Raw genomic sequence first — 26,017 nt, 5'->3', positions numbered from 1 at the left:
GCTTATTTTATTTTGAAACTTTTTGTAGTATTATGAATTCAAAAATTGTCCATCGATTCACTGCACCTATCAGCAAAATTCATTTACGAAAAGACATTTTGTTCTATCTTATTCTGATTAAAAGAGTAGGGATAGAATTGCAGGAATATTATTAAGTTACAAATTACCAGTCGTCCTTCTACCCTCGGAGTCGAAATCATTTCAAATAAAGCTCCAAGGGCAAAAAGAGGTAATTAAATCTATACTGTCTTTGCAGCGTATCCCTTAATGCTAAAAAACCGTTTTTGAGTAATCAAAAAGGTTCCAAGAACCGCAAAGGAAGTGACCGCGACTACTTTCATTAAAAACGGGAGCATCAAAATACTCTCCGTAGACAGATAATGTTGGAGTTTCGCCACCTTCGTAAAATCGAAAGCGTATACGTTGGTCAATACAGCAATGGATGCAAGGCGAACCAGTTCTGAAATCATCCCCGCAGTTTTTAGCTCAAAGATTGCTCCAATTGTCCATAATGTCCATAGAATATAGAATCCCAACACTATCATCTCAAGCATCGGCAGGTCTTTCTTAAATTCTATATAGACCATGGAAGCCCCTAAACCGAATAAGAATTGCAAGAATGTATAAACGCTCAGAGTTTTCGGAATAGTTGTATCAAACTTCCGATATTTTTCGCGATCTATCTCTGGAGGTACTACAGATTCTCCAATGTCTTTCGGCTTCCAACCGGGAGGCTTAATCCAAACAGCAAGTTTATCCTTCCAAGATTTGGTTTTTCTTGAAAGCTGAAAGAGTTCTTGAAAGTAATGAATCTGCGACCAAATCGGGCTCCAAGTTTGCATTGGCTTTACTACGCCGTAAATAGGCTCTTCATCCTCTTCCTTGAAGCTGCCAAAGATTCGATCCCAAATAATGAAGGTTCCGGCATAGTTTTTATCAATATATTTCGGGTCCCTGCCGTGATGAACTCTATGATGGGAAGGAGTATTCCAAATATATTCTAATATGCTAAGCTTCGGAATTCCTCTCGTATGAATCCAGAATTGATATGCAAAATTTACCTGAATACAAAGCAGGAACATGTAAGGAGGAAAACCTAGAACTGCCAGGGGTAAGTAGAATGGTAAAGAAAAGGAATTCTGAAAGATCCCTTGCCTCAGCGCGACTGTGAAATTATAATCTTCACTTTGATGATGAGCTACATGTGAAGCCCAGAACAAGTTCACTTCATGCGCAATTCTATGGTACCAATAGTAAAAAAAATCTGCGAGTATATAGCAGAGCGCCCACGCAATCCAAGATTCTCCACTAATCGTGATTAGGCTAAACCGCTGATAGACAGAGGCATAAATTGCAGTTAACCCGAGCGCAATGAAAACAGTGAACACCTGCATGTAAATGCCAGCACTTAGGCTATTTACAGAATCTTTATATCTATAAAATGGTTTCTTTCCTAAGAAAGCCCAAAGCATTTCTACAACCACAAGGATGAAAAATGCCGGGGTAATTAATTCAATTATATTCTTTTCCATATTCCCTTCTACTTTCTCTGAGTAACCGCTGTAGCAATCGGTCGGTCAAGAAAAAGATGTGAAACAGGAAAGATTAAAATATTCTTATAACAAACTATATATAAACAGTGTTAGAAAAAGAAACTAACAGAGAATGCTATAGACCAAATATATCCGCCATAGTTATAGTTGGGGTTCCTACTAGTTGGAATGTATTTGTTTACTTCCACACTTCTTAGTTGTTGGTTCGTAATTGCTATATCAAAGATAACAGGGTTTCTCAGTCGATCTTTTAGGAACTTGAAATTTCTTCCGTTAAAAATGTAAGAAGCTCCTACAGAATAGATATTGCGATCATTATCCATCCAGTTATTCTCTCCAGGCATATGTGGCACAGGAGAAGGACGTCGTCCAATACCGCCACGAACTTTTACCATAGGTAAGATAGCGAACTCTGTTCCGAATTTTACATTCGTAGTATCGTGCAAATATAGTGGCTCAGAATAGTTCTTTTTGATTCTGGAAAGCTGATAGCCGCTCCACAATTCCCGATTCATATCTACGCTCAAAACCCATCTTTGATTCGGCCTAAATGCTAAACCATAGGACCAGACTCGAGGATTATACTGATCTAGCAGAGCCAGGTCAAAATCTAACTGAATCCCCAATAGGGTAGTTTGAGCCCTTGCAGGAATTGGGTCAGCCGATAAGTATGTCTCTCTTTTGTAGGATGTACCAAGACTAAACTTTCCATACGTAAATTGAAGACCATACGTCGGGTTAATTAATGGTTTCAATTCTAGGATAACTTGAGAGTTAGCAGTTACTGGATCCGGAGAAATTGGAACATCTTTAAGCAAAATAGCACCGGAACCTCCAGCTAAGGCAGTAAATCCGATCCCAGCAAACAATCGATCCTTCCAAAGTTCAACGCCTAACCCACCCATAATAGTAGGTCTTTCATTGCTCTTTCCAGATTGAAGGTAGCGAGGAACCGTAGGATTTTGATCGTTCACTACCAATAGGTTACCACTCGCTGGAACCAATGCGTTAATTCCGAATCTGATGGTTCGTCCGATATCAAATATTTCGTTTAGATTTAAGGTTAAGCCAAGACCAGCAAAACTATCATCCGGATTTTTAATATTATCATTCTGAGGTGCGTTATTCTTTAACGTCGGATTAGCGTAAGCAGCTTGAAAACTTACTTCGTGATATACTCTTGTAGGTCTTAGAAGAGGTTTATATGTAAACACCTCTTTGGTAAATCCGTCTCTCAGAGAATAGCCAATTCGCTTATACCATTTTAGGTCACTATCCTTTGTAGGTTCTGGAGTTAGGATTGGGCCGTTAGCCGCTGGGTCAGCAGGATTACCTTCTTTTGTAGGATCTGCAGCAGCTTCCTTTTCTTTTTCTAGCTTCTCCAGGTTAGCGATAAACAAGTCGGCATCCGAAAGCCTGCCTAAACCAGCAACGTTATAGAACACAGCAGAAGAGTTATTTACGATTGAGGTAACGGCGTTCCCCATACCAGCAGCGCTTGGATGTGCGCCGTAGATATCACCGTAGCTTCCTGCAAACAACTCTGTGCTAGCACAAGTGATTAGGACGCATAGAATTACTGCTTTGAATTTTAAGGGAGCACCACCGAGTGCATTTCTAGACATTTGTATTCGCATCATTTTTTCCTTAATAACAGCGTTCTGTTACTTTAATTCAGTCACGTATCAGAGACTGATTTTTTTATTACACACTGGTTATTTTTAAAAAATTATTCGTATCTTCCGGTGAACTTCTAATTTGTCCACCAAAAAGAATACATGTACTGTACTTCGAAATTGCGCGATAATATTTAAAATTCTGAGAAAACTATCAAAAGTATATCAAAAACATTAGTTAACGAACGCTACATCCACTAGAATTAATTTCAGTCTCTTAAGGAATGATTTTTAGATGCTATTTTCTTCTTTTTTCATTTTTTTCGGAAGCGTTACCTCAAAATACTCTTTCATCAAATCTGCGTATCTGAGGTAACCCAAATACTTATTCTCTTGGACGACTGCAATCTTGTCCAAGTCGCGCTCCAGGAGGCAGCGCAGGACAGATGCGAGAGTCCAATCTAGGGAAACGGAAGGAATTGTAGGATCTACCACGTCTCCAACGATAATTAATCGATCAGCAAATTGCAAACTCTCGGGTAGATGTCTGATTTTCCTTAACGATACGATTCCCAAGTAGTTGTCCTTTTCATCCAACACTACGAATTCACTTGCTTGAATTCTAATTCCTTCCCGTTCTAAGTCAGATAAAAGCACACCCGTCCTTACAACGGCAATATTCCTAAGTCGGTTTGTAATAGATCCTACAGTAATCTCTTCGAGCACGTCCCGATTCATATCCCAATGGTGCGCAGGAGACTGAAATCGATTTTCCTTCTGGCTTCTGTACAAACTTAGGCGGTGCGAGAGAACAAATGAAATAATCGAAACAATCATCAAAGGAGGAAGAAGAGAATAACTTCCTATGATTTCGCAGATCATCACCATTCCGGCAATCGGCGCACTAGCGATTCCGGCATAAAATGTTCCCATCCCGACCAGAATAAAAGAAGAAAGATATACGTGTTCGGTTAATACCGCTTGCGCAAGTGTTCCGACTGCTCCGCCAAGCATACCACCAATAAAGAGCGAAGGCCCGAACATACCAGCGGAGCCTCCACTACCGACAGTAAAAGAAGTAGTAACTATTTTAAGAAAAGCGAATGATAGGAAAAACAAAATGAGAAAAAAGTTTCTATTGAAAGCAAAGGATTCCTGAAATCCAGAAGTATTCAATACTTCGTCTTCTTGAATTCCGATCGAACTTGGGAATTTCTCGATCCCAAAAGTCTCCAAAGAAGAAAATATATAAGAATCGAAGACAGATCTTCCATCCAAAGCATCCTGAAGGAAGCCAGCTCCGGTTCCTATTACTTCGGGCACAAAAAATCCTATAATACCTACAGGGATTCCGCCTAACGCAGGTATCATCCATTTTGGTAATTTGATCTTGGCGGAAATATCCTGAATAAATCGAAACGTTCTAATAAAGAGGGAAGCTGTCCAAAAGCAAAGAATTCCTAATAAAAAGTAGAAAATCAACTCCGGGTAATTTTCGAAGCCTAGTTCGGGGACTCTGTAAATAGCTCCAAATCCGTTTAACCATGAGTAGGTTAAATATGCAGTTACAGAAGATATAATACAAGGAAGCAAAGAGTCGCTCTCAATATCCTCTCGATAAATCATTTCCACAGAAGTCAGAGCACCGCCTAACGGGGCGTGGAAAATTGCGCCTAGTCCGCCTGCGGTCCCCGCTAATAACAAAGTCCTCCGAGCTCGTGCTCCAGCTTTTAGAATTGTGGCAATCAATGAACCAAAGCCAGCACCAATCTGGGAGATCGGACCTTCCTTTCCACCACTCCCACCTGTGGAGAGAGTGAATACAGTAGCAATCGATTTTATTAGAGACACTTTTGGATTCATTATGCCTTCCTTATTATGAAAGGCTTCGATCATTGCATCTGTTCCAGTTCCGGAAGATTCTGGCGAAAACCGCTGTACTAAAAGCCCGGTGATCAAGCCGCCAAGAATAGGCAAGAAAAGTAAAACCCAAGGGCCAAGCGTTAAACTCGCATCCGGATGCGCTTCTACGGAGTATTCACCAGTCGGATGCGACAAACTAAGTCCGGCAAAAGTTTCTAAAGCAAAAAATTCGCCCCAAGCGAGTAAGCGCGAAAATGCGTAAGCACCGAAGCCTGAAACAATTCCGGTAATCAAACAGTAAAAATACAAAGACCTTGGTCCACCGATCCGGAAAATCCGCTTAGGACCGTCTACATAATTCTTAAACTTTTGCAATAAGGCCATTGTACAGTCTAATTACTTAATTTTTTTCTAAAATGATTTCGATACCGAAAGTTCCATTAACCGATTGTGAGTGTATGTATCCTGAAATCCGCCGATCATCCTAAGTACTCTTGGAAGAAAGAATAATCCTAAGAACACTCCTCCTCCTGGCGCTTCCCAAACTTTACCAGACGGGCCATGCTTTAGTAATAAATTGTCCGCATCACTTTTTTGGTGGATCGTGCTCATGGCATAATAGTATCCGGCACCCGCTAACAATAAATCTGCGAGTATATAAGAGAACATTCCCTTAAACGTATCGCCTGAACCGTAAACCGGAGACTTAGTCGAGTTATACAAAACTGAAGCAGCGGGAAAGACAATTGCTAGCCCTTCTGATAAGAGATAACTTTTGCGGGAAGGTTTTTCCGAAATCTGCGGCGACTCACCTGTAGGAGCTCCAGAGCCGATACCAAGCGCTTCTTGCTGATTCAATTCGTTTAAAAGATAGTTTTTAAAAGCTTTCTCCATTCCCTTCTTTGGAGCTTCTACTCTTACCAGACTGACCTTTTCGCGTTTCGAAAAACCGACCACGTAGACATCGATTGAGAGTGGAGAGTACCACTTGGAAGTATATCGATAGGAAAATCCTTTCGTCTTTTTATCCGAGATAACTCGGTCTTCGGATAACTTGTTCAGTACGGCTAATATTCTAAGGTCGTTCGCCCCCGGATCCCCTTCAAGCTCGAAGGCCTCACCAGCAAAAACAGAAGAAAAACTAAATAAGAAAATTGCGATTGCAAGAATTTGAATTCTACTGTTTTGCACAACCTTACTTGCTGTCATTAAACGACCCGGTCCCCTAAAAAAAATGCAGCAATAAGCATACAGCTGTTATACGTAAGATGGGCTGTAATCGGAACCCAAATATTTTCTGTTTTTGCGTACGATAATCCAAAGAAGAATCCAACCGAAATAAGTAAAATTGGTCCGATCCAAGATCCTCCCGGGTTATAATGAATCAACCCGAAAAGAACAGATGTGATCACTAATCCGATCCATTCCATCTGTTTTCCTATGAACTGCTTCAAAAGAATTCCTCGGAAAAAAATCTCTTCTACTAACCCAGCTCCTACACTAATTCCCAGAAAGGACCAACCGAGCAAAGCCCAGTTCCCTCGGAGATGCTGGGTTAAGGCAAGCTCTAACGGGTTAGGCTGCGGCTTTCCAACAAAATAGAAGGTGATTCCACCCACTACATTCACAAAACTGAATGTAGCAATTCCTACAAGAAGACCAGACGAAAGTATTTTCCAGTTTGCCTTATTTCTTAGATCAGCAATCTCTACCTTGCCCAACTTACGTATGATCAGCAGAGCCGGAAGAATAAAGCAAAACGCCCAAACTACTCTATCTCCGATCAAAAGCCAAGGCTTTCGGGTCACGACCAAATTCGTATAGTCGCGAACAATTGTATCCAAGCTCTTTTTCTCGGCCGAAGCCTTTGCTTTCTCCTGGACATCATTCAGTTCAACAGTTTCTTTTTTAAGAACTCTGGTACTTTTTGATCGGGCAGCTTTCTTGTCTTCGGAAACAAGCGCGGATGCTGAAGAGTCTGAAATTGAGATTTCAACATATAGCCTTGCAACCTGCTGGTAAAGAAGATAAGATGCGAGCAATGCAACACTCTGCATGAATAGAATCCCTGAGATTTCTCCCCAGAAATTGTTCGTCTTTACTGATGGTTCAAATTTGGACATGGGCTGGATCGTTCCCATCATTTTTCTCCAATTTTTTGCGTCATTGTTTTTTTAGATCGACCGACAATCTTAGGGAAGTGGTATCCATCTTCAAAACTCCCAGTCGTCTGAATGTACTTACTTTAGTATCGCTTTCCTTTTGTTTAACTACAGATATAGCCGCTGTATTCGAGCGCTTTCCCTTAACCAGTCTAGATTACTCAGATAAGAATCTCAAAAAGGTTCGAGAAGAGGTTAAGCATAATCTTCACGTGTCCATTTCTAATTTAGAAAACAAAGATTTAGTCCCTCTTAGATTCTTTGTATATAAGGTCAAAGCAAACGATAACTTCTTCAAAATCATGGCAAGGACCGGAATGGATTTGGACACTCTATCCTCCGTAAACGAATTATCCTCGCCTCACGATATCTATCCTGGTATGGAATTATTAATTCCAAATATGCGAGGTTCCTACGATGCGGAAGAACCGAGATCGGATTCAATGACCCGAAAAAGAGTCGCTTCCAAAGCACGAATTTCTCAGAAGTTTATCTACTATGATGACCGAAGAAACGCCTGGTTCGTTCCGGGAAGAGGTCTCCAGAAAGAAGAGAAAAGTTTCTTTTACGGGATGGCCTTCATTGATCCTCTTGCAGAAGAGGGAACCGTAAGCTCTAATTTCGGAAGAAGAAGAGATCCTTTTACCAAAAAGAGTACTTTTCATGGAGGAATCGATTTGGCTGCGGACTTGGGCACACCTGTGTATGCTTCCGCAGACGGAATCGTTTCCTATTCTAACGAGAAAGGAGGCTACGGTAACTTAATTGTTCTGAAACATAATTTGGGATACGAGACCAGGTACGGCCACCTGAGCAAACTTTTGGTAGATGCAGGAACAAGAGTAAAGAAAGGCGAATTAATCGGAAAAGTAGGAAGTACTGGTAGAGCTACCGGAAATCATTTACATTTTGAAGTCCTGAGGAATAGTCAGAAACAAAGACCTGTATTTCACGGACATATTTAATGGCCTCGTTTCAGTTTAGTCTTCTGAGAAGTGCCCTTCTTAGAATCATCCTTACAATTTTACTCGTTGTCTTGTTATTCGGAAGTTTGATTTTATCCGGATGGACCAAGATAGATCCAGATTGGTATTCAACTGATTCGCCGATTCCTCAGGGAGAGAACCAAGCATTAATTTTTTCTGAAGCTATCAACAAAACAGAAATAGATGATCCATTCGGTCTTGCTGTAGATTCTAAAGGCTGGATTTACAGCGGTTCATCAGACGGTAACATCTATAGAATTCGTACGGATGGTTCCATTTCCGTTTTCGCTCGCACTTCTGGTCGTCCTCTAGGGCTTGCTTTTGACGAAAAAGGAACTTTGTTTGCCTGCGTTTCCGGCGTCGGATTAGCTTCTTACGATTCGGATGGAAAAGAAACCATTCTCTTACAAGAAGATTCCGAGGGAAATAAATTAAGAAATCTTTATGGACTTGATGTTTCCAAGGAAGGCATCATCTATTTTTCCGAAGTCAGTATGAAATTCTCTTTTGAAGATTCCTATCTTGAGGAATTAGAATCAAAGCCTTACGGACGAATCTTCTCCTTTGATCCAAAAAATCTAAGCCTAAAAGTCTTACTCGACCAAGTCTTTTATCCCACCGGGGTCGCGCTTTCTGCAAAAGAAGACTATTTACTATTTGGTGAAAAATACAGGCATAGAATATCTAAACTTATTTTAAAAGGAAAGAATGTAGGAAGAGATCAGTTTTTCATTACGCACTTGCTTGGAAGTCCGGCGCTAATCCGTTCTGATAGAAAAGGATCTTATTGGATCGCGCTCTCCGCACCGAGACATTCCATGATTGATAAGATTCAGATGGAGCCACTATGGAAAAAAATTATCGGCTCTTTTCCGAGAATTTTTAAACCGAAAGAAGGCGAGCTGGGTTATATTCTCGGAATGAATGAAGATGGAGATGTTACCTTTGCACTTACGGATCCAGGAGGAAATAGAGTCGGTCGAACCACTTCGGTGCACGAGTACGGGAACGGCTTATTGTTAGCGGGGAATTCCACAGAGAAAATATGGAAATGGAAATTCGAATCTTTGGAAATATTCTTTTAAACAAAAAAGGGATGCATTAGTTGCATCCCTTTTCTCCTCATGAACTTTTTGTTAAATTCTAAATCACATAGAACCTAATAAATCTCTGAACTTTGTGACTGTGTAGCGTTCCACAAAGCTCCCGAAACTCTCTCCTGGATTTCCTTCAGATTTCCAAACGGTAAATGCTTTTTCCAACTGACCTGGAATATCCGCAAAAGGAACTTTCTTGGCAACATAGTCCCCTACCTTTGTTCCTTCAGGATTTCCTCCAAAGAACAGAGAATACTTTCCTCCGGCTTGTTGTCCTACGATTCCTACTTCGGCAGAATAAGGCCGCGCGCAACCATTCGGGCATCCGGTCATTCTTACCAAAGGAGCTCTGTCGTTTAATTCAAGTTTATCTAATACTTTCTGAATCCCTTCTAGGAGCTGAGGAAAAGTTCTCTCGGACTCGGTTAACGCAAGACCGCAGGTTGGAAGCGCAGGGCATGCCAGAGCACGATCGTATAAACGCTTCGGAGAAGTCGGGTCAATATTATGCTTTTGAAGAACCTTCTCAAGGTTCTCCTTGTCTTCCTTCTTGATTCCGAGTAAGATCAAATCTTGATCTGGAGTGATTTGTACTCCGATTTTGAAAGTAGAAATTACCTCTTTCAAAGCAGTCTTTAAAGGTTTGTCCGGAAAGTCTTTGATCCTTCCCGATAAAGTATGAAAACCTAATGCATAGGTTCCGTCTTCCGATAAGGTCCAACCTAAATAATTCGGAATTTCCCATTTAGGCAGTGGTTTCTTGGTGTCAAATTTTGCGCCGGAACGTTTTTCCACTTCGGATCGGAACCATTCCACACCTTTTTCCGCTAGAACATACTTTAATCTAGCATGCTTTCGATTTGTACGATCTCCGAAATCTCTGTGTGAAGTCACGATGCCTTCCGAAACTGAAATCAGATCTTTTTCCCAAATCCAGCCAAGTAAATCGGCGGCTCTCGGATAGGTTTCAGGTTTATTGTGAGTCATACCTAAACCACCACCAGCAAAAACAAAATAACCGTCTATCTTGCCTGAAGAATCTAGAGTAGCCGCAAATCCCATATCATTCGTATAAATGTCTATTGAATTAATTCCGGCAAGCGTGACTCCTATTTTGAATTTTCTAGGAAGGTAAGTTTTTCCGTAAATCGGATCATCGACTTCTGGATTCAGTTGCTTTTCGCCCAACCAAATTTCAGCATAAGCTTTTGTTTTATATTTAAAATGATCGGATAATACCTGAGCTACATCATCCAAAAGCTGAAGATCTTTTTTTCCCCAAGGATTGATCGCTTGCGTAACATTTCGAACCACATCCCCGCAAGCACCCATTGTTGAAAGATTGACTTTATCAACTGCCTGCATGATAGGCTTTAGATCCCTGAGACGAATTGTGTGCATTTGAATGGACTGCCGAGTGGTTAACCTCAGTGCGCCTCCTGCAAATTTATCTCCTAATTCATCCCAAACAAGATATTGTTCTGCAGATAATCTTCCTCCCGGAATTCTACCACGGATCATGAAAGAAGTTGGATTCTCTATAAAATCGCCATTTTCGTCTTTTCGGCGATCCCTATCTTTCTGCTGGTACATTCCATGGAATTTGATCAACTGTCGATCATCTTCATTAAACTCTTCAGCCTGTGTTTCGACAGCCTCTCCGATTTTTCCTCTTAATCCATGAGAAGCTATTTTTATATGCTCGACTTCGCTCAGTTCTTTTTCATCTGCCATGGTGGAGTCATTTCCTCTGTTTATGTTTATAATTACTTTAGTATCCAGATTCTATTAATATTCGCTTATTTATGAATGTCTTAAATACTTGCTTTTAAAGTCTTTCAATAAGGTTCTCAAAGCGAACTTACGCTCCTCCGGATCACCTAACTTTTGTTTTACTGACTTTCTTAGCTCTACCAATTCTTCCATTTCTGAATCATGTTCTTTTGGAAGTAATTCTTCTAATATCGATTTAATCGTGCCTGCGAGCCCTGCAAATTCTCCTTGCGTGGAAACAGCAATTCTGACCGGCCCCCGATCCAAAGTAGCCGCACTGTAAAAATCGCATAATGAAGGATCATCCACGCAATTCACCCAAATCCCTTTTTCGTGAGCGTAATTTGTAAGTAAGTGATTCAGCTCTTTGTTGTTTGTAGCTGAGTAAATCAAATCGTAATCTTCGAGGTCGCTCAGCTCGACTTCCTTTTGTATAATCGTAACCTTGGAATTGTCGACTGCGAGCTTTCTTATTTCGGGCAAAACTTCTTTAGAAAGCAGAACTAGAACGCATCCTGTTCCGAGCAGGGCCATGAACTTTTCCAAGGCCACGCTTCCCCCTCCAATTAGAAGAACCTTCTTATTCTCGAGCTTTAAAAAGACCGGCAGCAATTGATTCATCCAAGGATACCTTGGAAATTTTTCCAATCCACTAAGCCTTCGATTTCCCGAATCAATTCATCAGGAGACTGGATCTGTTCCTCGTTTAACAAGTTTACTTGCGGATATAGTCGAACTACTGCGCCGATATAAATGATTCCGGGACCTTTTGTAATTTTTGCTAGGCCTTGGCTAGCGACTTTTTTTAAAGAGCTAATCTGGACACTTTGATTGGATAGGGATGCATTTTCTACCAAAGCTACAGGCAAATCAAAAGGAGCCCCATTCTCGATCAAATGGACTGCGATCCTTTGGATAGAGGAGGTCCCCATAAATAGTACGATCGTCCCTTTGAATTTTGCGTACCACTCCCAGTCTGTATCTTCCAGGAGGACAGTGTGACCGTCCATGATCAAAACCTGACGAGAAATTCCACGATGGGTTAGTGGTATTCCGGAACCTGAAGATCCACCTGTCAAAGAGCTTAATCCCGGAACGATTTCGTACGGAATATTCTTTTTTCGTAATGCGATCACTTCTTCCCCGCCTCTCCCAAAGAGAAACGGATCCCCGCCTTTCAACCGAACGACGGTTTTTCCTTGTATAGCGTAAGAGATTAGTAATTCATGAATTTCTTCCTGAGTTGCTGAGTGCTGACCCGCCCTCTTTCCTACGTAATGGGCGATCGCATTCTCAGGAAACAATTCCAGAAAACCCGGGTCCAGCAAGGCATCGTATAAAATGACTTCTGCAGATTGTAATATTCTAAGTCCGCGTACGGTGAGTAAATCTGGATTTCCGGGACCGGCGCCTACTAGATAAACCTTACCTTTTGACTCCATTTCAATTTCCAGAGAATGTTACTCCGCGGCTCCGGTAATCATTCCGGCACCCACAGTATTATTCGTTCCTTCATCTACTAAAACGAAACTTCCGGTTCCGCGATTATTCTTATAAATATCAAAAGCAACTTGCTTTGCTGTCTTAATCCGAATTCTGCCAATTTCGTTTAATGCAAGTTGGTGAGCTTCAAGCTTTGCATGAGTTTGAGGATCGATTCGGTAGGAAATTTCTCGAACAATAGCCTTTACGCCGTTTGTAGTCTGTCGAAGCAGATACTTCCCGCCAGGAACCAAAGACTTGCTATCCATCCAGCAAAGCTCAGCTTCTAATTCTTGCGCAACGGTTGGTTTATGGTTCGCGACTACGATCATATCACCGCGGCTAATGTCGATTTCATCTTCCAATAATATCGTTACCGACATCGGAGCATAGGCCTCTTCGACGGCTCCTTGCAAGGTCTCAATAGATTTGATCTTTGAAGTGAGTCCACTCGGTAATACTACTATTTCGTCTCCCTTTTTGAAAACGCCGCTTCTAACTTGTCCAGCATAACCGCGATAGTCGTGGTATTCTTCTGTTTGCGGTCTGATCACGTATTGTACGGGAAATCTAGGCTCGTGGAGACTTTCATCTACATCGATTTCAATATCCTCTAATAGACCAAGTAGAGTTTGTCCTGTCCACCAAGGCATATCCGGTGAAGGATCTACGACGTTGTCTCCGTTTAACGCGGAAATCGGTATAAAATGGATGTCATTAACTTCTAGTTCCGATGCAAAATCCAAATATGCGGCCTTTATTTCTTCGAATTTTTCTTTTGAAAATCCGACCAGGTCCATTTTGTTAATACAAACAACAATATGAGGAATTCTTAATAAAGATACGATATATGAATGACGATATGTTTGCTCGATGACACCTTTCCGAGCGTCTACTAGAATTACAGCCAAATCGGAGTTAGATGCCCCGGTTACCATATTTCGAGTGTACTGAACATGACCTGGTGCGTCAGCAATGATGAACTTGCGCTTAGGTGTAGAGAAATATTTGTAAGCAACATCGATCGTAATTCCCTGCTCGCGTTCCGCTTTCAGACCGTCGGTAAGCAGTGCTAGATTGATTTGACCATTTACTTGGCTAGATCTCTCGATTGCTTCCAACTGGTCTTCAAAAACGGATTTACTGTCATAAAGTAGACGACCGATTAAAGTGGACTTTCCGTCATCCACGCTTCCCGCAGTAATAAATCTGAGTAAATCCATCAGAAATAACCTCCCCGTTTCCTTTCTTCCATCGCCGCTTCAGATCTCTTATCATCCAATCTGGAGCCTCTCTCCGTCGTACGGGAAATTTGAATTTCGCGAATAATATCATCCAAGGTGTTCGCTTCCGATTCTACAGCAGCAGTGCAGGTCATATCTCCAACAGTTCTAAAGCGCACAGTCTTCTCTTCCACTTTGTCGGAACTGTCTAACTGGACGAATTCGGAGACCGGGAAGACCAGATTATCTCTCCATACAATCTTTCTTCTATGAGAAAAATATAATGAAGGCAACGGAATGTTTTCCTGTCTGATGTATTCCCAAACATCGAGTTCGGTCCAGTTACTAATTGGAAATACTCTGACATTCTCCCCTACATGAATCTTTCCGTTATAGATATTCCAGAGCTCTGGTCTTTGCAATTTAGGATCCCATTGACCGAATTCATCTCTAACAGAAAATACTCTTTCTTTGGCTCTCGCCTTTTCTTCGTCTCTGCGTGCTCCACCGATGCAAGCGTCGAACTTAAACTCGGCGATTGTATCCAAAAGAGTCACTGTTTGAATTGCATTTCGGCTAGGAAATTTGCCTTTTTCTTCTACGGCTTTTCCCTGATCTATTGAATCTTGCACATAGCGAACGATCAGCCTTTCTCCCGTTCGCTGGACGAGCTCGTCTCTGAATTGCAGGGCTTCTTGAAAATTATGGCCAGTATCAATATGAACTAAAGGAAAAGGAAATTTCCCTGGTCTGAATGCTTTCAGAGCCAGATGCACGAGTGTAATCGAATCCTTTCCTCCGGAAAATAAAAGCGCAGGTCTTTCGAATTGTGCTGCGACTTCCCTTAATATATAGATAGACTCGGCTTCGAGTTGTTGTAAATGAGAGAGTCTGGTTCGCGTTGTCATGCTTGCGATCCTTTCTTGCGTACTAATTTTCCATCTACCCAGTGCAATCCGCACTCTTTGGCAGATTCATTTTCCCACCACCATCTGCCGGCTCGGAAGTCTTCTCCGGGCGAAATTGCTCTTGTGCAAGGAGAGCAGCCTATGCTTGGGAAGCCCTTATCATGCAATGGATTGTAAGGAATGCTATTTGCGGCGATATAGGCCTTGGTCTCTTCCCAAGTCCAATCCAGAATCGGATGGAACTTTAGAATGTTCCTGCTTTCATCTAATTCTACCTTTGGCAGGCTTCCCCTTTCTCCAGACTGTTCACTTCGGATTCCTGTGATCCAAAGCTCCACACCTTTTAGCGCGCGATTCAGTGGGACTACCTTTCGAATATGACAGCATTCTTTGCGATTGTCTACCGAATCGTAAAATGAATCGGGTCCCTTTTCGTTCACAAGTTTTTCGACCTGCTCTCGTTCGGGATAATAGGTTTCTATTTTCTTCCCATACATCCCATTGGTGCGCTTATGAAGCTCATACGTTTCATTAAAGAGCCTTCCGGTGTCTAGGGTGAAAATTCGAATTCCTAAGTTTTGGGAATAAATCGCGTGAGTAATTACTTGGTCTTCTAACCCGAAACTAGTTGAGAACGCGGCAGTACCTGGGAATTCTTTATCTATCAGTGCCAAGGACTCCTCTAAAGTAAGTCCCTTTATTTTTTCTTCTAATTCCGCCGGTTTCATGGTTTCGAACCTCTAATTTCCAGGATTCTAGGTACCTTTAGACCAATATAATGTACCAAAGTTCTATATAGTGGATTTTTTGTAAAGTATAGTCGTCCGTCTACTTCCAAGATTAGAGATTATCAACGACGGAACAGATAAATTTTGGATAGAATTCAAAATTGCGAAGTAAGTTATGTCTCTTTAATGCATGGAGGTACTACACTCTTTTTCGACTTACATGCCGTTTTGTCCGTTCATATTTTCGATGTCTTGATTCGCATCAAAAGCAACTAACTGTTTCACACGACCGGAGCCTAAGAGCTCAAAGAAGAAATTGAAAAACGTCGTTCAAAACTCCGACCAAGTTCTAACATAAAATAGTCGATTTAAGATCTTGTTTTCTGATTTCGTTTATCATTTTTTTTGAAACTACTTTATAATTCGATGTAATTGACTCAGGGCATGTTGTCTAAGAATCTGGATCAAAAACTCAAATGAAATACATCGAGCTAGAGTATAGAACAAGATACCAGAAGTTCTTTGTCGCGGTAGTTCCCTTAATAATATTGATCAGCGACATCCTATTTCGCTTAAATACATTAGAAGAATATAAAAGATTACAGTGGGTATTCTACTCACTTTCATTGGTATATTCCGTGCTGCTCTATTCTATGGTTCTAATCGGACTTCGCAGGCTGTACACGCAGGAGAGTCCGATTCCTTATCGAGTATCCCTTGGTTTGGCGACGGCATTTTATACGTCAGTCATCGTCGGTTCTTATGGATATTTTAGCTATACGGGCATAATGCCTAATTTCTTTGTATTTTCGTTTCTCTTTAACGAACCGTTCAACAGCTGGACGATTTTCCTAGGCGCACTGTCTTTTAAATCGGTTCTGATCACAGCCGCGATTGGAAGTGTATTTTGCTACTCGCTCTGGAAAGCTACTTCGATTGAGAATAGAGCTTCCCAGTTCTATACGGTTTATAAGGCTTTCGCATTAGTTTTGTTAGTCGGTTTGACTGCCTTTCTGCACAATAACACCAGATTTAACGATCAGGTGTATGTATCGGACACGAACACAATCGCTTTTACTTGGAGAAATCTTTATAATAAGCTGACCGGAGATCGCTTAGGTTCGGCTGGTTTGCAATCTAGAAACAAACCGAACCTAAACGCAATTGCTTCCCAACAAGATTTTAATATTCTTTTCGTTGTCGCAGAAAGTCTACGAAAGAAGAGCATGAACCTGTATGGATATTCTAGAGACACCACTCCGAATCTAAACAGAATGATCCGGGAAGCTGATCCCAATTCTGTATTTGTATTTGAACGAGCTTATTCAAACTCAAGCTCTACTCTTTTATCTTTTCCAAGTATTGTCTCGGGAGTGTCTCCCGCTCAATCCATATCGATGACCCACAGTTTTCCGCTGTTTTGGGAATATGCGAAAGTTGCAAACTTCTCAACTTTTTACATTTCGAGCCATAGTCTTACGTGGAATAATTTTGAAGGCTTCTTTAAAAACTCCGGAATAGATAAGCTCTGGGCCAAGGAAACTAGCGGTTTAAATTCTTTTAACGATATCGGAGTAGATGACAGGGAAACGATCCAAACCTTTAAGAACTACATAAAATCTGTTCGAAACTCCGGTCGCCGTTTTGCGGGAGTTCTTCATTTTAATACCAATCACTTTCCCTACTATGTACCGAAAGGATCAGAGACCTACGCAGTAGACGGAGTCTTAGATCAATATGATAATTCTGTCCACTATTTTGATTCTCTATTGCAGGAAGTATTCTTGTTTCTAGATTCAGAAGGTGTGTTTAAGAATACTCTAGTCATTTTTACTTCCGATCACGGAGAATCACTATTCGAGCACAATTATCTGGGTCATATAGATAGTAACTATGTGGAAACGATTGCGATTCCTATGATATTCTACTTTCCTCCGAGTATGCGCGAGCGAATTGGCAACTCTGCTTTTCGAAGGAATACAAAGCGAATTGTGGCAAATACTGACTTGATTCCCACAGTTCTTGATATTTTACATTTGGAAAACCGACCTGATATTCGCGGTTATTCCTCAAAGTTAGAGGGAAAGTCCCTTTTGAGAGAATTGGATAATCAGAGAAAGATTATCGTTACGAACAATAACGAGATATCTCTCTATAAAGTGGGTTTGAGTTATCTGAAAGGAAATCTTCACTATCTGATGAACGTAAACACCGTGCCTCCAAAGGAGCAGCTTTTCGATCTTTCCAAGGATCCGAACGAACTAAACGATCTATGGACTTTTTTGAATGATTCTGAGAAGAAGAGATATAGATCCGAATTGGAAAATTGCCAGGTATGTGTAGATTTGCTTTCTTCTGCAAATTTGCAGATGAGTTCTGCAGAAGTGCTCGGGACTTCTTTACGTGCTTCTGCTACGACAGACTCATCGAATCCGAAAGAACCTCAACTGCCGCTAAATAACACTTCTATGAATAAGATTAGATAGCTATTAAAGATCTATTACGATTTCGTAATAGATCTTTTTTCCTTTTCGAAGGATTCCCAATAGGATTTAAGCTCAGATTCGTTTTCAGGTTTTGTGTGCCAGCGACGGTGTAACCAAAAATAGTCGGCTGGGTGACTCAAGACTTCCTTTTCCAATCTTTTTACCCAGCGATAAGTAAACTCTCTTTCCCATTTTTCCGGATCTGGTTTTGGATCGAATTCCGGACGATCGAATTCTTCGAGATAAAAATACAATTTCCCGTCATCATCATACCAACCACTCGCAAAAATCACAGGAACGTTGATCATTCTAGAAAACATTGCGGGCCCCAAGAAGGTAGATGCGAATCTACCTAAGAACGGAAAAAACAATCCACTTTTTCCAGCATCTTGATCCGAAATAAATGCGACGAGCTTTCCTTGTTTTAAAAGACCAATCGCTTTTCTAGGGCTTTCGTCCGTATAAATCAGTTTGATTCTTTGCGAAGCTCTTGTCCTTTCAATCCATGCGTTCGACCAAGGATTACTCTGGCGTTTGGAGAATACGTATAATTCGTTATCGCAGGATCTCATAATGGAAACGCCCATCGTTTCCCAGTTACCTAGGTGACCTAAAACAAGGATTCCGCCTTTATTTAGAAGCCTCTTGTGTGTTTCTATGTCTGGCAATCTCACAATCCAGTCGGATATGTACTTGTCGTCCATGGATGGTTCCTCGCAGAACTCATTGGCCATGTGAGAAAGATTTTTTATATTGTGCCGAATTAATCTTTGTACTTCTGCATCTGGTTTTTCTGGAAAAGATTGCTTGATATGCTTTTCAATTCTGTTTTTTACAGAACCGGTCAATTTTCCCAAAAGAAGAACGATCCCGAACAGAATCTTACCTCTAAGTTTGTACGGAAAAAAAGATAAAAACCCTACTATGATTCTAGAAAGCACGTATTGGAGGAACTTTCGCACTTTCTTTCGTTCACTTCTCGGCTTCGGATTGGACATACTGCTATTCGAACGACCCATTCCAGGCGAACAACAAGAATTTACTGATTTTTAGGTGTGGAATAAAACGGAGATTCCCAAATTCCGATACAACCATTTTTGAATTCTATCAGTCGCAATCCCTTTGCCAATTCTCTGTGGCAATTTTCCTTTTCCTCCGGAATGCAAATTCTGCTCTCGATTTCCTGGCAGTTGAGTGCGGCCAGGATCCAAGGCATTGGAGATCCTACACTTTGCTCCCAGTTGATCCGGTCCGACTTCCGTTTTTCCTGAATGAGGGCCTTATTTTCATAGCCCGCGCGATAGGCTGCCAAATCTAAATCCGGTTTATTGTAGGAATGGTCGGGGAGAAGATTCCAAAAGACATACATCCTACCCGGAACAGTGATTTGTCTCAGTTTTCGCTCAGCCTTATTTGGGAATTCGTACACTTCTTTTGCTACTCCCGAAAAACAGAGATTGGTCCGGCTCCAAACTGAATTGCGATTCCAAAGGAAATAACCTGCAGTAGTGCTTAGAAGGCCTACAAACAAAAGAGATGTAATAGGTACTACAATTTTCCTTTGAGAAAAACCATGCACCCCTCGCCAAAGTACCAAACCTATCCCAACTAGAAGACTAGGGTACAAATGATACACATGCCTAACTTGGTGATTCGGAGTAAATACAGTGAGAATCGTGTAGGATGCCCCACACAGAAATAAGATCCTCTGCCCTTGCGAAATTTCCTCTCCGCGAATTCTCCTGAACAAAAGCTCAACGATCCCGAAAATCCAAATTGCAAAGATCAAAAAAGCAGCCATTGCATTGTAATGGGAATTATTCAAGAATTCTTTGATATAAACCGTATAGAATATGAATCCTGATTCTCTACCGACACCATATCCGATTCCTTCGGACTGCACATGAGAGATTGTGCTTTGAGAACTTAGGAAGCGATCCGGATGAAGGAGTACCCAAAATACGACCGGTGCTATCCAGAATTTCCAGAACTCTGAAAGCTTTTGGTACACGATTTCATCCTTTTTCGCTTTAAAGAATATTATAAATACTGCAAATAACATCCAACAGGAAACATATCGCAACAATCCAGGTCCTTTCCCTTTTAGCGGTAGAAGAAAAGAAGCAAGAAAGGAAAAAATTGCTAAAAGAAAGAGCACCTTGAAATACAAAGGAGATCGGTTTAAAAACTGAATCCACTTTTTAAATAATTCTAAAATAGTTTCCTTTGAAGATTCTAGCAGGATTAAACTGAGCGAAGTTATCAGAAACAAATAGCCATAAGGATATTTCGTCTGAAATAATAGAAAAGAAGAAATAGCTCCGAGCCAAACTACTCTTTTCGAAACAGTTGTTCTCCCCTGCCAAAGCAAAAAGAAAGTAAGGGAAAGCAGGTAAAGAAGTGCTCCCTGGACCTCCAACATTCCGGTAAAAGTGTATAGCATGAATCCCGGATTCTGCAGCAAACTTCCCCATACGACAGGATATAGGAAAACACTTAATATAAACTTAATATTTCTTTTCCCATCAACCAGACAAAAGATGCAGACTGGAAGGAGTAGAAGCTGGATCAAAAAGATTCCTGAAGTAATGTAACCAGGCACCTGTCCACTGGTACCGAAAAAATAAACAAATGGAACTTCCAGTACGTTTCGAAATACCGGCCAGGTAGGTGAATCGAAGATAATTCTAAGAATCTCGAGAACATCGATTCTTCTGATAGAATCCGCAAGGTTTAAAGTAACGATCCATCGTAAATCTGGATCCCAAGTCAAAAATTCTTTGTTTGGACAGTATTCTCGGAACTTTTCCACGAGATTCCACCAAACAGTGGACAAGAAAACTCCTTGTGCTATTAACAGAGCTCCTAAAATCAAATAGATGCTTCGAGAAACCCGGAATTTTTCCATACGGATGTAAAGATGTACTTTTTGCCTAGAATAAATTATAGATACAAGTTCAGCGTCAGTCTGAAAATCTTTAGCTTCCTCCTTTTTGCAATCATTCTAATCCCGAGCGAGACCAAATCCGTAAACTCTCGCTCTCAGTTTCAGTTTCCGAAGGATCATCTCTTTCATTCGGGCTACAAAGTGGAATGGTGCTATTTTGTTGGAAATCTTACTAGCAAATCGGGCAAACAGCTCGGCTATGAGCTGAGTTTTTTTCGCGCATTTGTCGGATCTTCTGTAGCGGTTTACCCTGTCCATTTTGCAATTTCCGATATTGCGAACAAAAAGCACTATAGTGCCCAAGCTTTAGAAAGGGAGCTGGGCAATCTAGCCGGCGTAAAAGAAAATTCGCTATGGAGTGGCGATTTTCGAATGGATATCAGAGGTCCTACAGAATTGCAACTTCGCGCCTATCCTAGAAACTCTCCAGGGCTCAGTCTAGAACTGAATCTATCTTACGAGCCGGGACAAATTCTGATTCATGGAAATCATGGAAAATCGACGAAAAGCAGACGCTTTCCCGAAATCTATACTTACTACTACAGTATTCCTAGAATGAAAACCAATGGAAAACTGGTTTTAGAAGGACAGTCACACGAAATAGCTTCCGGAACGAGTTGGATGGATCACGAATGGAGCGCGCACGAGAAGGAGTCTAGCTCGATCAACTTATTTGCGAATTCCAATTCTTGGGATTGGGTTTGCATTCAGTTGGAGGACGGCTCTGATATCATGGCCTTTAATTTTCGCTCTCAGCTAAACGCAGAATCTGAAACTTTCGGGACCTTTCGCCAAGATAAAGAGCAAGTTCACTTCGAAAAGGAAGGAGAGCTGGCATTTACTCGAGCCGGAAAAAAATGGACTAGTTCGGTTTCTGGCCGCAACTACTGGACAGAATGGAATCTAAAATCAGAGAAATTTGACTTACGGATCCAGCCCAAATTTGAAGCGCAAGAATTTGACGCTCGGCCAACCACTGGAATCATTTATTGGGAAGGCGCGATCTCGGTAGAAGGTGAAAAGGAAGGGAAGCCAGTGCGTGGAAGCGGATACTTGGAATTACGGTAAAAATCTTTCATTCCTAACTACTTAGGGTCCTTGGAAAAACTCTTTATTCTTCAGTTACTCTCTGAGAAATTGTTCTTCGGTCGATTCACGACTGTTACAATTTAGGCACTCGGAATGACTGGAAATTATTTTTTGAAAAGACTAGCCTTGGTAGTGCCGACTCTCTTCGGAATTACCTTTCTAGTATTTACACTTTCACACCTCGCTCCCGGAGGGCCCTTAGAAAGAGAAATTGCGAAACTTAGAGGTTACGCGAATTTACAAGGCGCTTCCGCAAAAGAGATCAACCAGGAAGAAATTGAACTTTTAAAGAAGAGATTGCACCTGGATAAGCCAATTCCTGTCGCTTATTTGTACTGGTTAAGCGAAATCGTAGTATTTGATCTGGGTGATTCCAGACTTCACTCGAGACCAGTATCCGATCTGATTCTCGAAAAAATTCCGGTTTCATTAACTTTTGGACTTTCCGGTTTTCTACTTTCTTATCTGATCTGCATCCCTTTGGGAATCGGAAAAGCTTTAAAAAGTGGAGAAGCTTTCGATTCCAGTACTAGTATTATCATTTTGCTCGCATATTCTATTCCGGTTTTTGCTTTCGCAATGCTACTTTTGTATGTGTTCGCTTCAGGAGAAATTTTCTCCTGGTTTCCTTTAGGTCACGAAGTCTCTGACGATTACGAAACATTCTCTTTTTTTGATAGAGTGATCGACAGACTCTATCACATGGTATTGCCGGTGCTATGCTACGTTAGCGGTTCTTTTGCAGTACTCACTCTACTGATGAAGAACTCTTTGCTTGATCAAATATCAAAAGAGTACGTGCGTACAGCTATCTCAAAAGGTTTATCTTTCAAAGAGGCAGTATTCAAACATGCATTTCGAAATAGCTTGATTCCTATTGCCACAGGATTCGGTTCGAACATCAGTTTAATACTAGCAGGCTCCCTTATTATCGAACTAGTTTTTAATATAGATGGCATGGGGCTTCTAAGCTTTCAAGCGGTTACAGAAAGGGACACGGACCTAATGATGGGACTTTTGCTTGTTCAGAGTATCCTAGCATTGATCGGAAATATATTATCCGACTTCTGTTATGTTTGGATTGATCCGAGGATTAACTTCGAAGCATGAGTAGTGTTTTAAAGAGAAGGTTCGAGAAGTTTCGCTCTAACCGAAGAGCCTGGATTTCGTTTTGGATTTTAGTCTTCAGCTACACCTTATCATTGTTTGCTCCTTTGATCGCAAGCAACCAACCTTGGATTGTGAACTTCCAAGGTTCGTGGCGGTTTCCTATTTTCTTTTTTTACACAGATTCGGATTTTGGCGGTGCCAACCTGACGGTTCCGAATTACAAGCGATTGGCATTAAGGGAAGATTTCTCCAGTGGAACTAATTGGATTCTTTTTCCCCCCATTCCTTACGGATTTAATGAAGATAATTTAGAAAGCTTGGAGCAAGATGAAACACCTCCCTCTTCTCCTAGGCGCAAACATTGGCTAGGCACTGATGATAGAGGACGGGATGTATTCACTAGAATTTTCTATGCTTACCGAAATTCGATGAGTTTCGGATTAATCTTAGTTTTAGTAGAATTGCTGTTTGGAACAATTATTGGCGGAATCCAAGGGTATTTTGGAAAAAGAACCGACATAGTTCTTCAAAGAATCATAGAAATTTTGTCTGCAATCCCGTTCCTCTACCTAATTTTAATAATGGGTTCCTTTTTCGGTCGGGGATTCCTAGTTCTTCTAGTTACTTATGCTTCCCTCAGCTGGATCGGAATCAGCGCCTATATGAGAGGGGAATTTTATAAACTGAAAACCCAGCTATTTGTAGATGCAGCTAGGGCTCTTGGAGCCAGTTCTTGGAAGATTATGCGAGATCATATTCTTCCAAATGCGATCACTCCTTTAGTTACCTTCCTGCCTTTTACATTGATTGGAGCCATCGGTATTTTAAGTGCTTTGGATTTTCTTGGTTACGGAATTCCGGCCCCAAATCCCTCTTGGGGAGAAATGATCAGCCAGGGAAGAGAGAACTTTCGCGCCTGGTGGCTGATTACTTTCCCTTCCCTAGCATTGGCGATTACAATATTGCTCACTTCTTTTGTAGGAGAAGGAATTAGAGACTCCTTCGACGCAAAGGAAAAGACGGTGTACGAATGAATTCCTTCGAAAAACCGATCCTAGAAGTATCGAACCTTTCCGTGGAATTATCAACTCCCAACGGATACGTTCCGATTCTGGAAGAAATTTCATTTAGTTTAGGAAAAGGTAAAGTATTAGCACTCGTTGGAGAATCCGGCTGCGGAAAGTCAGTTTGTTCTTCTTCTCTTACCAGATTGCTCCCCGCTGGACTTTTTCGAACTAGTTCCGGAACAGTTATGTATGACGGAAATACCGATCTATTAAAAGTAGATTCTACCAAATTGCATGAACTGAGGGGAAAAGAGATTTCCTACATTTTTCAGGAACCTTTTTCCTCTTTGAATCCACTGCAAAAAATCCGTCATCAAATGACAGAAGGATTCGTATTACACGGATTAGGTGATAGAAAAGCTGCTGAGGAAAAGGCGGAGTACTTATTGTCATCTGTCGGTATCACCGATGTAAAACTTAGAATGGATTCTTACCCTCACCAGCAGAGTGGTGGAATTTTGCAAAGAGTATGCATTGCGATGGCCTTAATGTGCGATCCAAAACTTTTAATCGCGGATGAACCTACGTCTGCCTTGGATGTAACCGTGCAAGCTCAGTTAGTAGATCTCCTTTTGAATTTAAAAGATAGATTCGGCCTCTCTGTTCTTTTTATCTCTCACGACTTTGGACTGGTAAGCAATATTGCCGATAGCATTTGTGTCCTTTATGCAGGCAGAATCTCGGAACTAGGACCAACTGATTCAGTAATCGATTCACCGTTCCATCCTTACACAAAAGGCTTATTAAATTCTTTGCCTTCCAGATTTTCCAAAACGGGTGAATTTAGACCGATTGAAGGAAGAGTTCCCACTGCAGGATCCTACCCGAAAGGTTGTCACTATCAAAATCGTTGTCCTTCGGCATTCGGTCCTTGTGTATTAGAAAAACCGAAACTACTTTCTGTAAGCGACCAATCACATTTGTCAGCCTGCTTTCTATCTACTCACGGAGAGTTAAAGAAATGAGTTCACTTTTGCAAATCCAGGACCTTACGGTTGGATTCGGAAAGGAAACCTTTTTCGGAAAAGCAAAGAAAACTCTCCTTGCAGTGGAGAACGTAGAACTGAACCAATCTGTTGGAGAGACTCTGGGATTAGTCGGTGAATCTGGATGCGGAAAATCAACTCTTGGGAGAGCGATACTAAGGCTACTAACCCCCGATCGAGGCAAAATTTTTTTCCAAGGAAAAGAAATCCTTTCTTTGAATCAGTCGGAGTTCCTTCCGCTTCGAAAGAAGATACAAATCGTATTCCAGGATCCTTATTCCTCTCTCAACCCTAGACTTAGCATCCGGGACATATTAACAGAGGGGCTGTATCTGCACGGAAATCCAACAAAGGTTGAGGCGGAACACGAGGCCATTATGATCTTGGAAAAAGTGGGACTTCCTACAGATATTTTGAACAGATATCCTCACGAATTTTCCGGGGGGCAGAGACAGAGGATAGCGATCGCAAGAGCTTTTATACTCAAACCAGAATTTGTTGTATTGGACGAAGCGGTTTCGGCTTTAGATGTATCTACCCAAGCTCAGGTACTACTGCTACTCAAAGAATTAAAGAAGAACCTTGGACTTTCTTATTTATTCGTATCCCACGATTTAAGTATCGTAAAAGCGATTTCGGATCGAATTGCAGTAATGTATCTGGGTAAGATTGTAGAGGAAGGTCCTACGGAAAAGATCGCGAAATCACCGGCTCATCCTTATACCAAGGCGTTATTCGGATCGGTCTTTGATATAGAAAATCGCAAAGTAAGAAAGCAACCTCTTAAGGGAGAAGTGCCTAGCATTCTTAATAAACCTAGCGGTTGCCATTTTCATGCAAGATGTCCGATCGCGAAAGAAGTTTGCAAGACAACTCTTCCGGAATGGAAAATGGTATCAGCAGATCATAAAGCTTACTGTCACTTCCCGTTGGAGGGATGA

The 26,017-nt window shown here is 41.3% G+C and carries 21 protein-coding genes; 8 read left to right on the top strand and 13 right to left on the bottom strand.

All coding sequences use genetic code 11. From position 1 onward, the window contains the following. Positions 1 to 239: 239 nt before the first annotated feature. The 5 genes from CH373_RS01245 to CH373_RS01225 all read right to left on the bottom strand — a co-directional run bounded on the left by CH373_RS01245 (position 240) and on the right by CH373_RS01225 (position 7,155). Positions 240 to 1,532 (bottom strand): sterol desaturase family protein, encoded by a 1,293-nt coding sequence (locus CH373_RS01245; RefSeq protein ID WP_100712114.1) that lies wholly within the window; start codon positions 1,530 to 1,532, stop codon positions 240 to 242. Positions 1,533 to 1,642: 110 nt separating this feature from the next. Beyond that, entirely contained in the window at positions 1,643 to 3,193 is a 1,551-nt protein-coding gene (locus CH373_RS01240) for an OmpP1/FadL family transporter (RefSeq protein ID WP_243393203.1), read from the bottom strand. Between the two features lie 267 nt (positions 3,194 to 3,460). Beyond that, complete coding sequence (locus CH373_RS01235; RefSeq protein WP_100712112.1) at positions 3,461 to 5,416, bottom strand: chloride channel protein; 1,956 nt, start codon at positions 5,414 to 5,416, stop codon at positions 3,461 to 3,463. Between the two features lie 27 nt (positions 5,417 to 5,443). Beyond that, on the bottom strand, positions 5,444 to 6,241 hold the full coding sequence (locus tag CH373_RS01230; protein ID WP_100712111.1) for a hypothetical protein: 798 nt from the start codon (positions 6,239 to 6,241) through the stop codon (positions 5,444 to 5,446). Next, a complete protein-coding gene (locus tag CH373_RS01225) occupies positions 6,241 to 7,155 on the bottom strand; it encodes a CPBP family intramembrane glutamic endopeptidase (RefSeq protein WP_100712110.1) in 915 nt (304 codons plus the stop codon). The genes CH373_RS01230 and CH373_RS01225 overlap by 1 nt, the downstream gene beginning before the upstream one ends. On the opposite strand from CH373_RS01225, the gene CH373_RS01220 reads away from it, so the two are divergent. Beyond that, positions 7,137 to 8,159, top strand: a complete 1,023-nt coding sequence (locus CH373_RS01220) for a peptidoglycan DD-metalloendopeptidase family protein (RefSeq protein WP_165778753.1) — start codon at positions 7,137 to 7,139, stop codon at positions 8,157 to 8,159. The genes CH373_RS01225 and CH373_RS01220 overlap by 19 nt on opposite strands. Beyond that, the gene (locus CH373_RS01215; RefSeq protein ID WP_100712109.1) at positions 8,159 to 9,265 is read left to right on the top strand and encodes an SMP-30/gluconolactonase/LRE family protein; all 1,107 of its coding nucleotides are present in this window, start codon (positions 8,159 to 8,161) and stop codon (positions 9,263 to 9,265) included. Before CH373_RS01220 ends, CH373_RS01215 begins: the two co-directional genes overlap by 1 nt. A 63-nt stretch (positions 9,266 to 9,328) precedes the next feature. Here the strand turns inward: CH373_RS01215 and CH373_RS01210 are convergent, their stop codons facing one another. The 6 genes from CH373_RS01210 to CH373_RS01185 all read right to left on the bottom strand — a co-directional run bounded on the left by CH373_RS01210 (position 9,329) and on the right by CH373_RS01185 (position 15,391). Then, positions 9,329 to 11,011, bottom strand: coding sequence for an NADPH-dependent assimilatory sulfite reductase hemoprotein subunit (locus CH373_RS01210; protein ID WP_100712108.1), 1,683 nt, complete (start codon positions 11,009 to 11,011; stop codon positions 9,329 to 9,331). A gap of 69 nt (positions 11,012 to 11,080) precedes the next feature. Beyond that, entirely contained in the window at positions 11,081 to 11,671 is a 591-nt protein-coding gene (locus tag CH373_RS01205) for a precorrin-2 dehydrogenase/sirohydrochlorin ferrochelatase family protein (protein WP_100712107.1), read from the bottom strand. Beyond that, entirely contained in the window at positions 11,668 to 12,492 is an 825-nt protein-coding gene (gene cobA / locus CH373_RS01200; RefSeq protein ID WP_100712106.1) for a uroporphyrinogen-III C-methyltransferase, read from the bottom strand. Before cobA ends, CH373_RS01205 begins: the two co-directional genes overlap by 4 nt. 18 nt (positions 12,493 to 12,510) lie before the next feature. Beyond that, positions 12,511 to 13,755: a sulfate adenylyltransferase subunit 1 gene (locus tag CH373_RS01195; RefSeq protein WP_100712105.1), complete on the bottom strand. Its 1,245-nt coding sequence runs from the start codon at positions 13,753 to 13,755 to the stop codon at positions 12,511 to 12,513. Beyond that, positions 13,755 to 14,663, bottom strand: a complete 909-nt coding sequence (gene cysD, locus CH373_RS01190; protein ID WP_100712104.1) for a sulfate adenylyltransferase subunit CysD — start codon at positions 14,661 to 14,663, stop codon at positions 13,755 to 13,757. Before cysD ends, CH373_RS01195 begins: the two co-directional genes overlap by 1 nt. Continuing rightward, positions 14,660 to 15,391, bottom strand: a complete 732-nt coding sequence (locus tag CH373_RS01185) for a phosphoadenylyl-sulfate reductase (protein WP_100712103.1) — start codon at positions 15,389 to 15,391, stop codon at positions 14,660 to 14,662. Before CH373_RS01185 ends, cysD begins: the two co-directional genes overlap by 4 nt. Positions 15,392 to 15,867: 476 nt before the next feature. On the opposite strand from CH373_RS01185, the gene CH373_RS01180 reads away from it, so the two are divergent. Beyond that, positions 15,868 to 17,877, top strand: coding sequence for a phosphoethanolamine transferase family protein (locus tag CH373_RS01180; RefSeq protein WP_100712102.1), 2,010 nt, complete (start codon positions 15,868 to 15,870; stop codon positions 17,875 to 17,877). A gap of 14 nt (positions 17,878 to 17,891) precedes the next feature. On the opposite strand, the gene CH373_RS01175 is transcribed toward CH373_RS01180, so the two are convergent. Together CH373_RS01175 and CH373_RS01170 are read right to left on the bottom strand one after the other, a co-directional pair. Next, positions 17,892 to 18,875 (bottom strand): lysophospholipid acyltransferase family protein, encoded by a 984-nt coding sequence (locus CH373_RS01175; RefSeq protein ID WP_100712101.1) that lies wholly within the window; start codon positions 18,873 to 18,875, stop codon positions 17,892 to 17,894. Between the two features lie 41 nt (positions 18,876 to 18,916). Continuing rightward, a complete protein-coding gene (locus CH373_RS01170) occupies positions 18,917 to 20,713 on the bottom strand; it encodes a hypothetical protein (protein WP_207763704.1) in 1,797 nt (598 codons plus the stop codon). 84 nt (positions 20,714 to 20,797) lie between these two features. Between CH373_RS01170 and CH373_RS01165 the strand changes: the two genes are divergently transcribed. The 5 genes from CH373_RS01165 (at position 20,798) to CH373_RS01145 (ending at position 26,017) form a co-directional block, all read left to right on the top strand. Then, a complete protein-coding gene (locus tag CH373_RS01165) occupies positions 20,798 to 21,892 on the top strand; it encodes a lipocalin-like domain-containing protein (RefSeq protein WP_100712099.1) in 1,095 nt (364 codons plus the stop codon). 114 nt (positions 21,893 to 22,006) lie between these two features. Further along, positions 22,007 to 23,023: an ABC transporter permease subunit gene (locus CH373_RS01160; RefSeq protein WP_100712098.1), complete on the top strand. Its 1,017-nt coding sequence runs from the start codon at positions 22,007 to 22,009 to the stop codon at positions 23,021 to 23,023. Next, on the top strand, positions 23,020 to 24,057 hold the full coding sequence (locus CH373_RS01155; RefSeq protein WP_100712097.1) for an ABC transporter permease subunit: 1,038 nt from the start codon (positions 23,020 to 23,022) through the stop codon (positions 24,055 to 24,057). The genes CH373_RS01160 and CH373_RS01155 overlap by 4 nt, the downstream gene beginning before the upstream one ends. Then, positions 24,054 to 25,055, top strand: a complete 1,002-nt coding sequence (locus tag CH373_RS01150) for an ABC transporter ATP-binding protein (RefSeq protein ID WP_100712096.1) — start codon at positions 24,054 to 24,056, stop codon at positions 25,053 to 25,055. Before CH373_RS01155 ends, CH373_RS01150 begins: the two co-directional genes overlap by 4 nt. Beyond that, on the top strand, positions 25,052 to 26,017 hold the full coding sequence (locus tag CH373_RS01145) for an ABC transporter ATP-binding protein (protein ID WP_100712095.1): 966 nt from the start codon (positions 25,052 to 25,054) through the stop codon (positions 26,015 to 26,017). The genes CH373_RS01150 and CH373_RS01145 overlap by 4 nt, the downstream gene beginning before the upstream one ends.

It is taken from the genome of Leptospira perolatii (assembly GCF_002811875.1).
GTDB lineage: Bacteria > Spirochaetota > Leptospiria > Leptospirales > Leptospiraceae > Leptospira_B > Leptospira_B perolatii.
The sequence above is the reverse complement of the archived record's forward strand: the minus strand, read 5'-3'. Positions and strand labels throughout refer to the sequence as shown.

Bases quoted from the DNA above. Each gene is read 5' to 3' on its own strand.
- CH373_RS01215 (WP_100712109.1), top strand. From the start codon at position 8,159: ATGGCCTCGTTTCAGTTTAGTCTTCTGAGAAGTGCCCTTCTTAGAATC.
- cysD (WP_100712104.1), bottom strand. From the start codon at position 14,663: ATGACAACGCGAACCAGACTCTCTCATTTACAACAACTCGAAGCCGAG.
- CH373_RS01145 (WP_100712095.1), top strand. From the start codon at position 25,052: ATGAGTTCACTTTTGCAAATCCAGGACCTTACGGTTGGATTCGGAAAG.
- CH373_RS01210 (WP_100712108.1), bottom strand. From the start codon at position 11,011: ATGGCAGATGAAAAAGAACTGAGCGAAGTCGAGCATATAAAAATAGCT.
- CH373_RS01165 (WP_100712099.1), top strand. From the start codon at position 20,798: ATGTACTTTTTGCCTAGAATAAATTATAGATACAAGTTCAGCGTCAGT.
- cobA (WP_100712106.1), bottom strand. From the start codon at position 12,492: ATGGAGTCAAAAGGTAAGGTTTATCTAGTAGGCGCCGGTCCCGGAAAT.
- CH373_RS01240 (WP_243393203.1), bottom strand. From the start codon at position 3,193: ATGATGCGAATACAAATGTCTAGAAATGCACTCGGTGGTGCTCCCTTA.
- CH373_RS01160 (WP_100712098.1), top strand. From the start codon at position 22,007: ATGACTGGAAATTATTTTTTGAAAAGACTAGCCTTGGTAGTGCCGACT.
- CH373_RS01245 (WP_100712114.1), bottom strand. From the start codon at position 1,532: ATGGAAAAGAATATAATTGAATTAATTACCCCGGCATTTTTCATCCTT.
- CH373_RS01180 (WP_100712102.1), top strand. From the start codon at position 15,868: ATGAAATACATCGAGCTAGAGTATAGAACAAGATACCAGAAGTTCTTT.
- CH373_RS01235 (WP_100712112.1), bottom strand. From the start codon at position 5,416: ATGGCCTTATTGCAAAAGTTTAAGAATTATGTAGACGGTCCTAAGCGG.
- CH373_RS01185 (WP_100712103.1), bottom strand. From the start codon at position 15,391: ATGAAACCGGCGGAATTAGAAGAAAAAATAAAGGGACTTACTTTAGAG.
- CH373_RS01220 (WP_165778753.1), top strand. From the start codon at position 7,137: ATGGTTCAAATTTGGACATGGGCTGGATCGTTCCCATCATTTTTCTCC.
- CH373_RS01175 (WP_100712101.1), bottom strand. From the start codon at position 18,875: ATGTCCAATCCGAAGCCGAGAAGTGAACGAAAGAAAGTGCGAAAGTTC.
- CH373_RS01230 (WP_100712111.1), bottom strand. From the start codon at position 6,241: ATGACAGCAAGTAAGGTTGTGCAAAACAGTAGAATTCAAATTCTTGCA.
- CH373_RS01205 (WP_100712107.1), bottom strand. From the start codon at position 11,671: ATGAATCAATTGCTGCCGGTCTTTTTAAAGCTCGAGAATAAGAAGGTT.
- CH373_RS01150 (WP_100712096.1), top strand. From the start codon at position 24,054: ATGAATTCCTTCGAAAAACCGATCCTAGAAGTATCGAACCTTTCCGTG.
- CH373_RS01155 (WP_100712097.1), top strand. From the start codon at position 23,020: ATGAGTAGTGTTTTAAAGAGAAGGTTCGAGAAGTTTCGCTCTAACCGA.
- CH373_RS01195 (WP_100712105.1), bottom strand. From the start codon at position 13,755: ATGGATTTACTCAGATTTATTACTGCGGGAAGCGTGGATGACGGAAAG.
- CH373_RS01225 (WP_100712110.1), bottom strand. From the start codon at position 7,155: ATGTCCAAATTTGAACCATCAGTAAAGACGAACAATTTCTGGGGAGAA.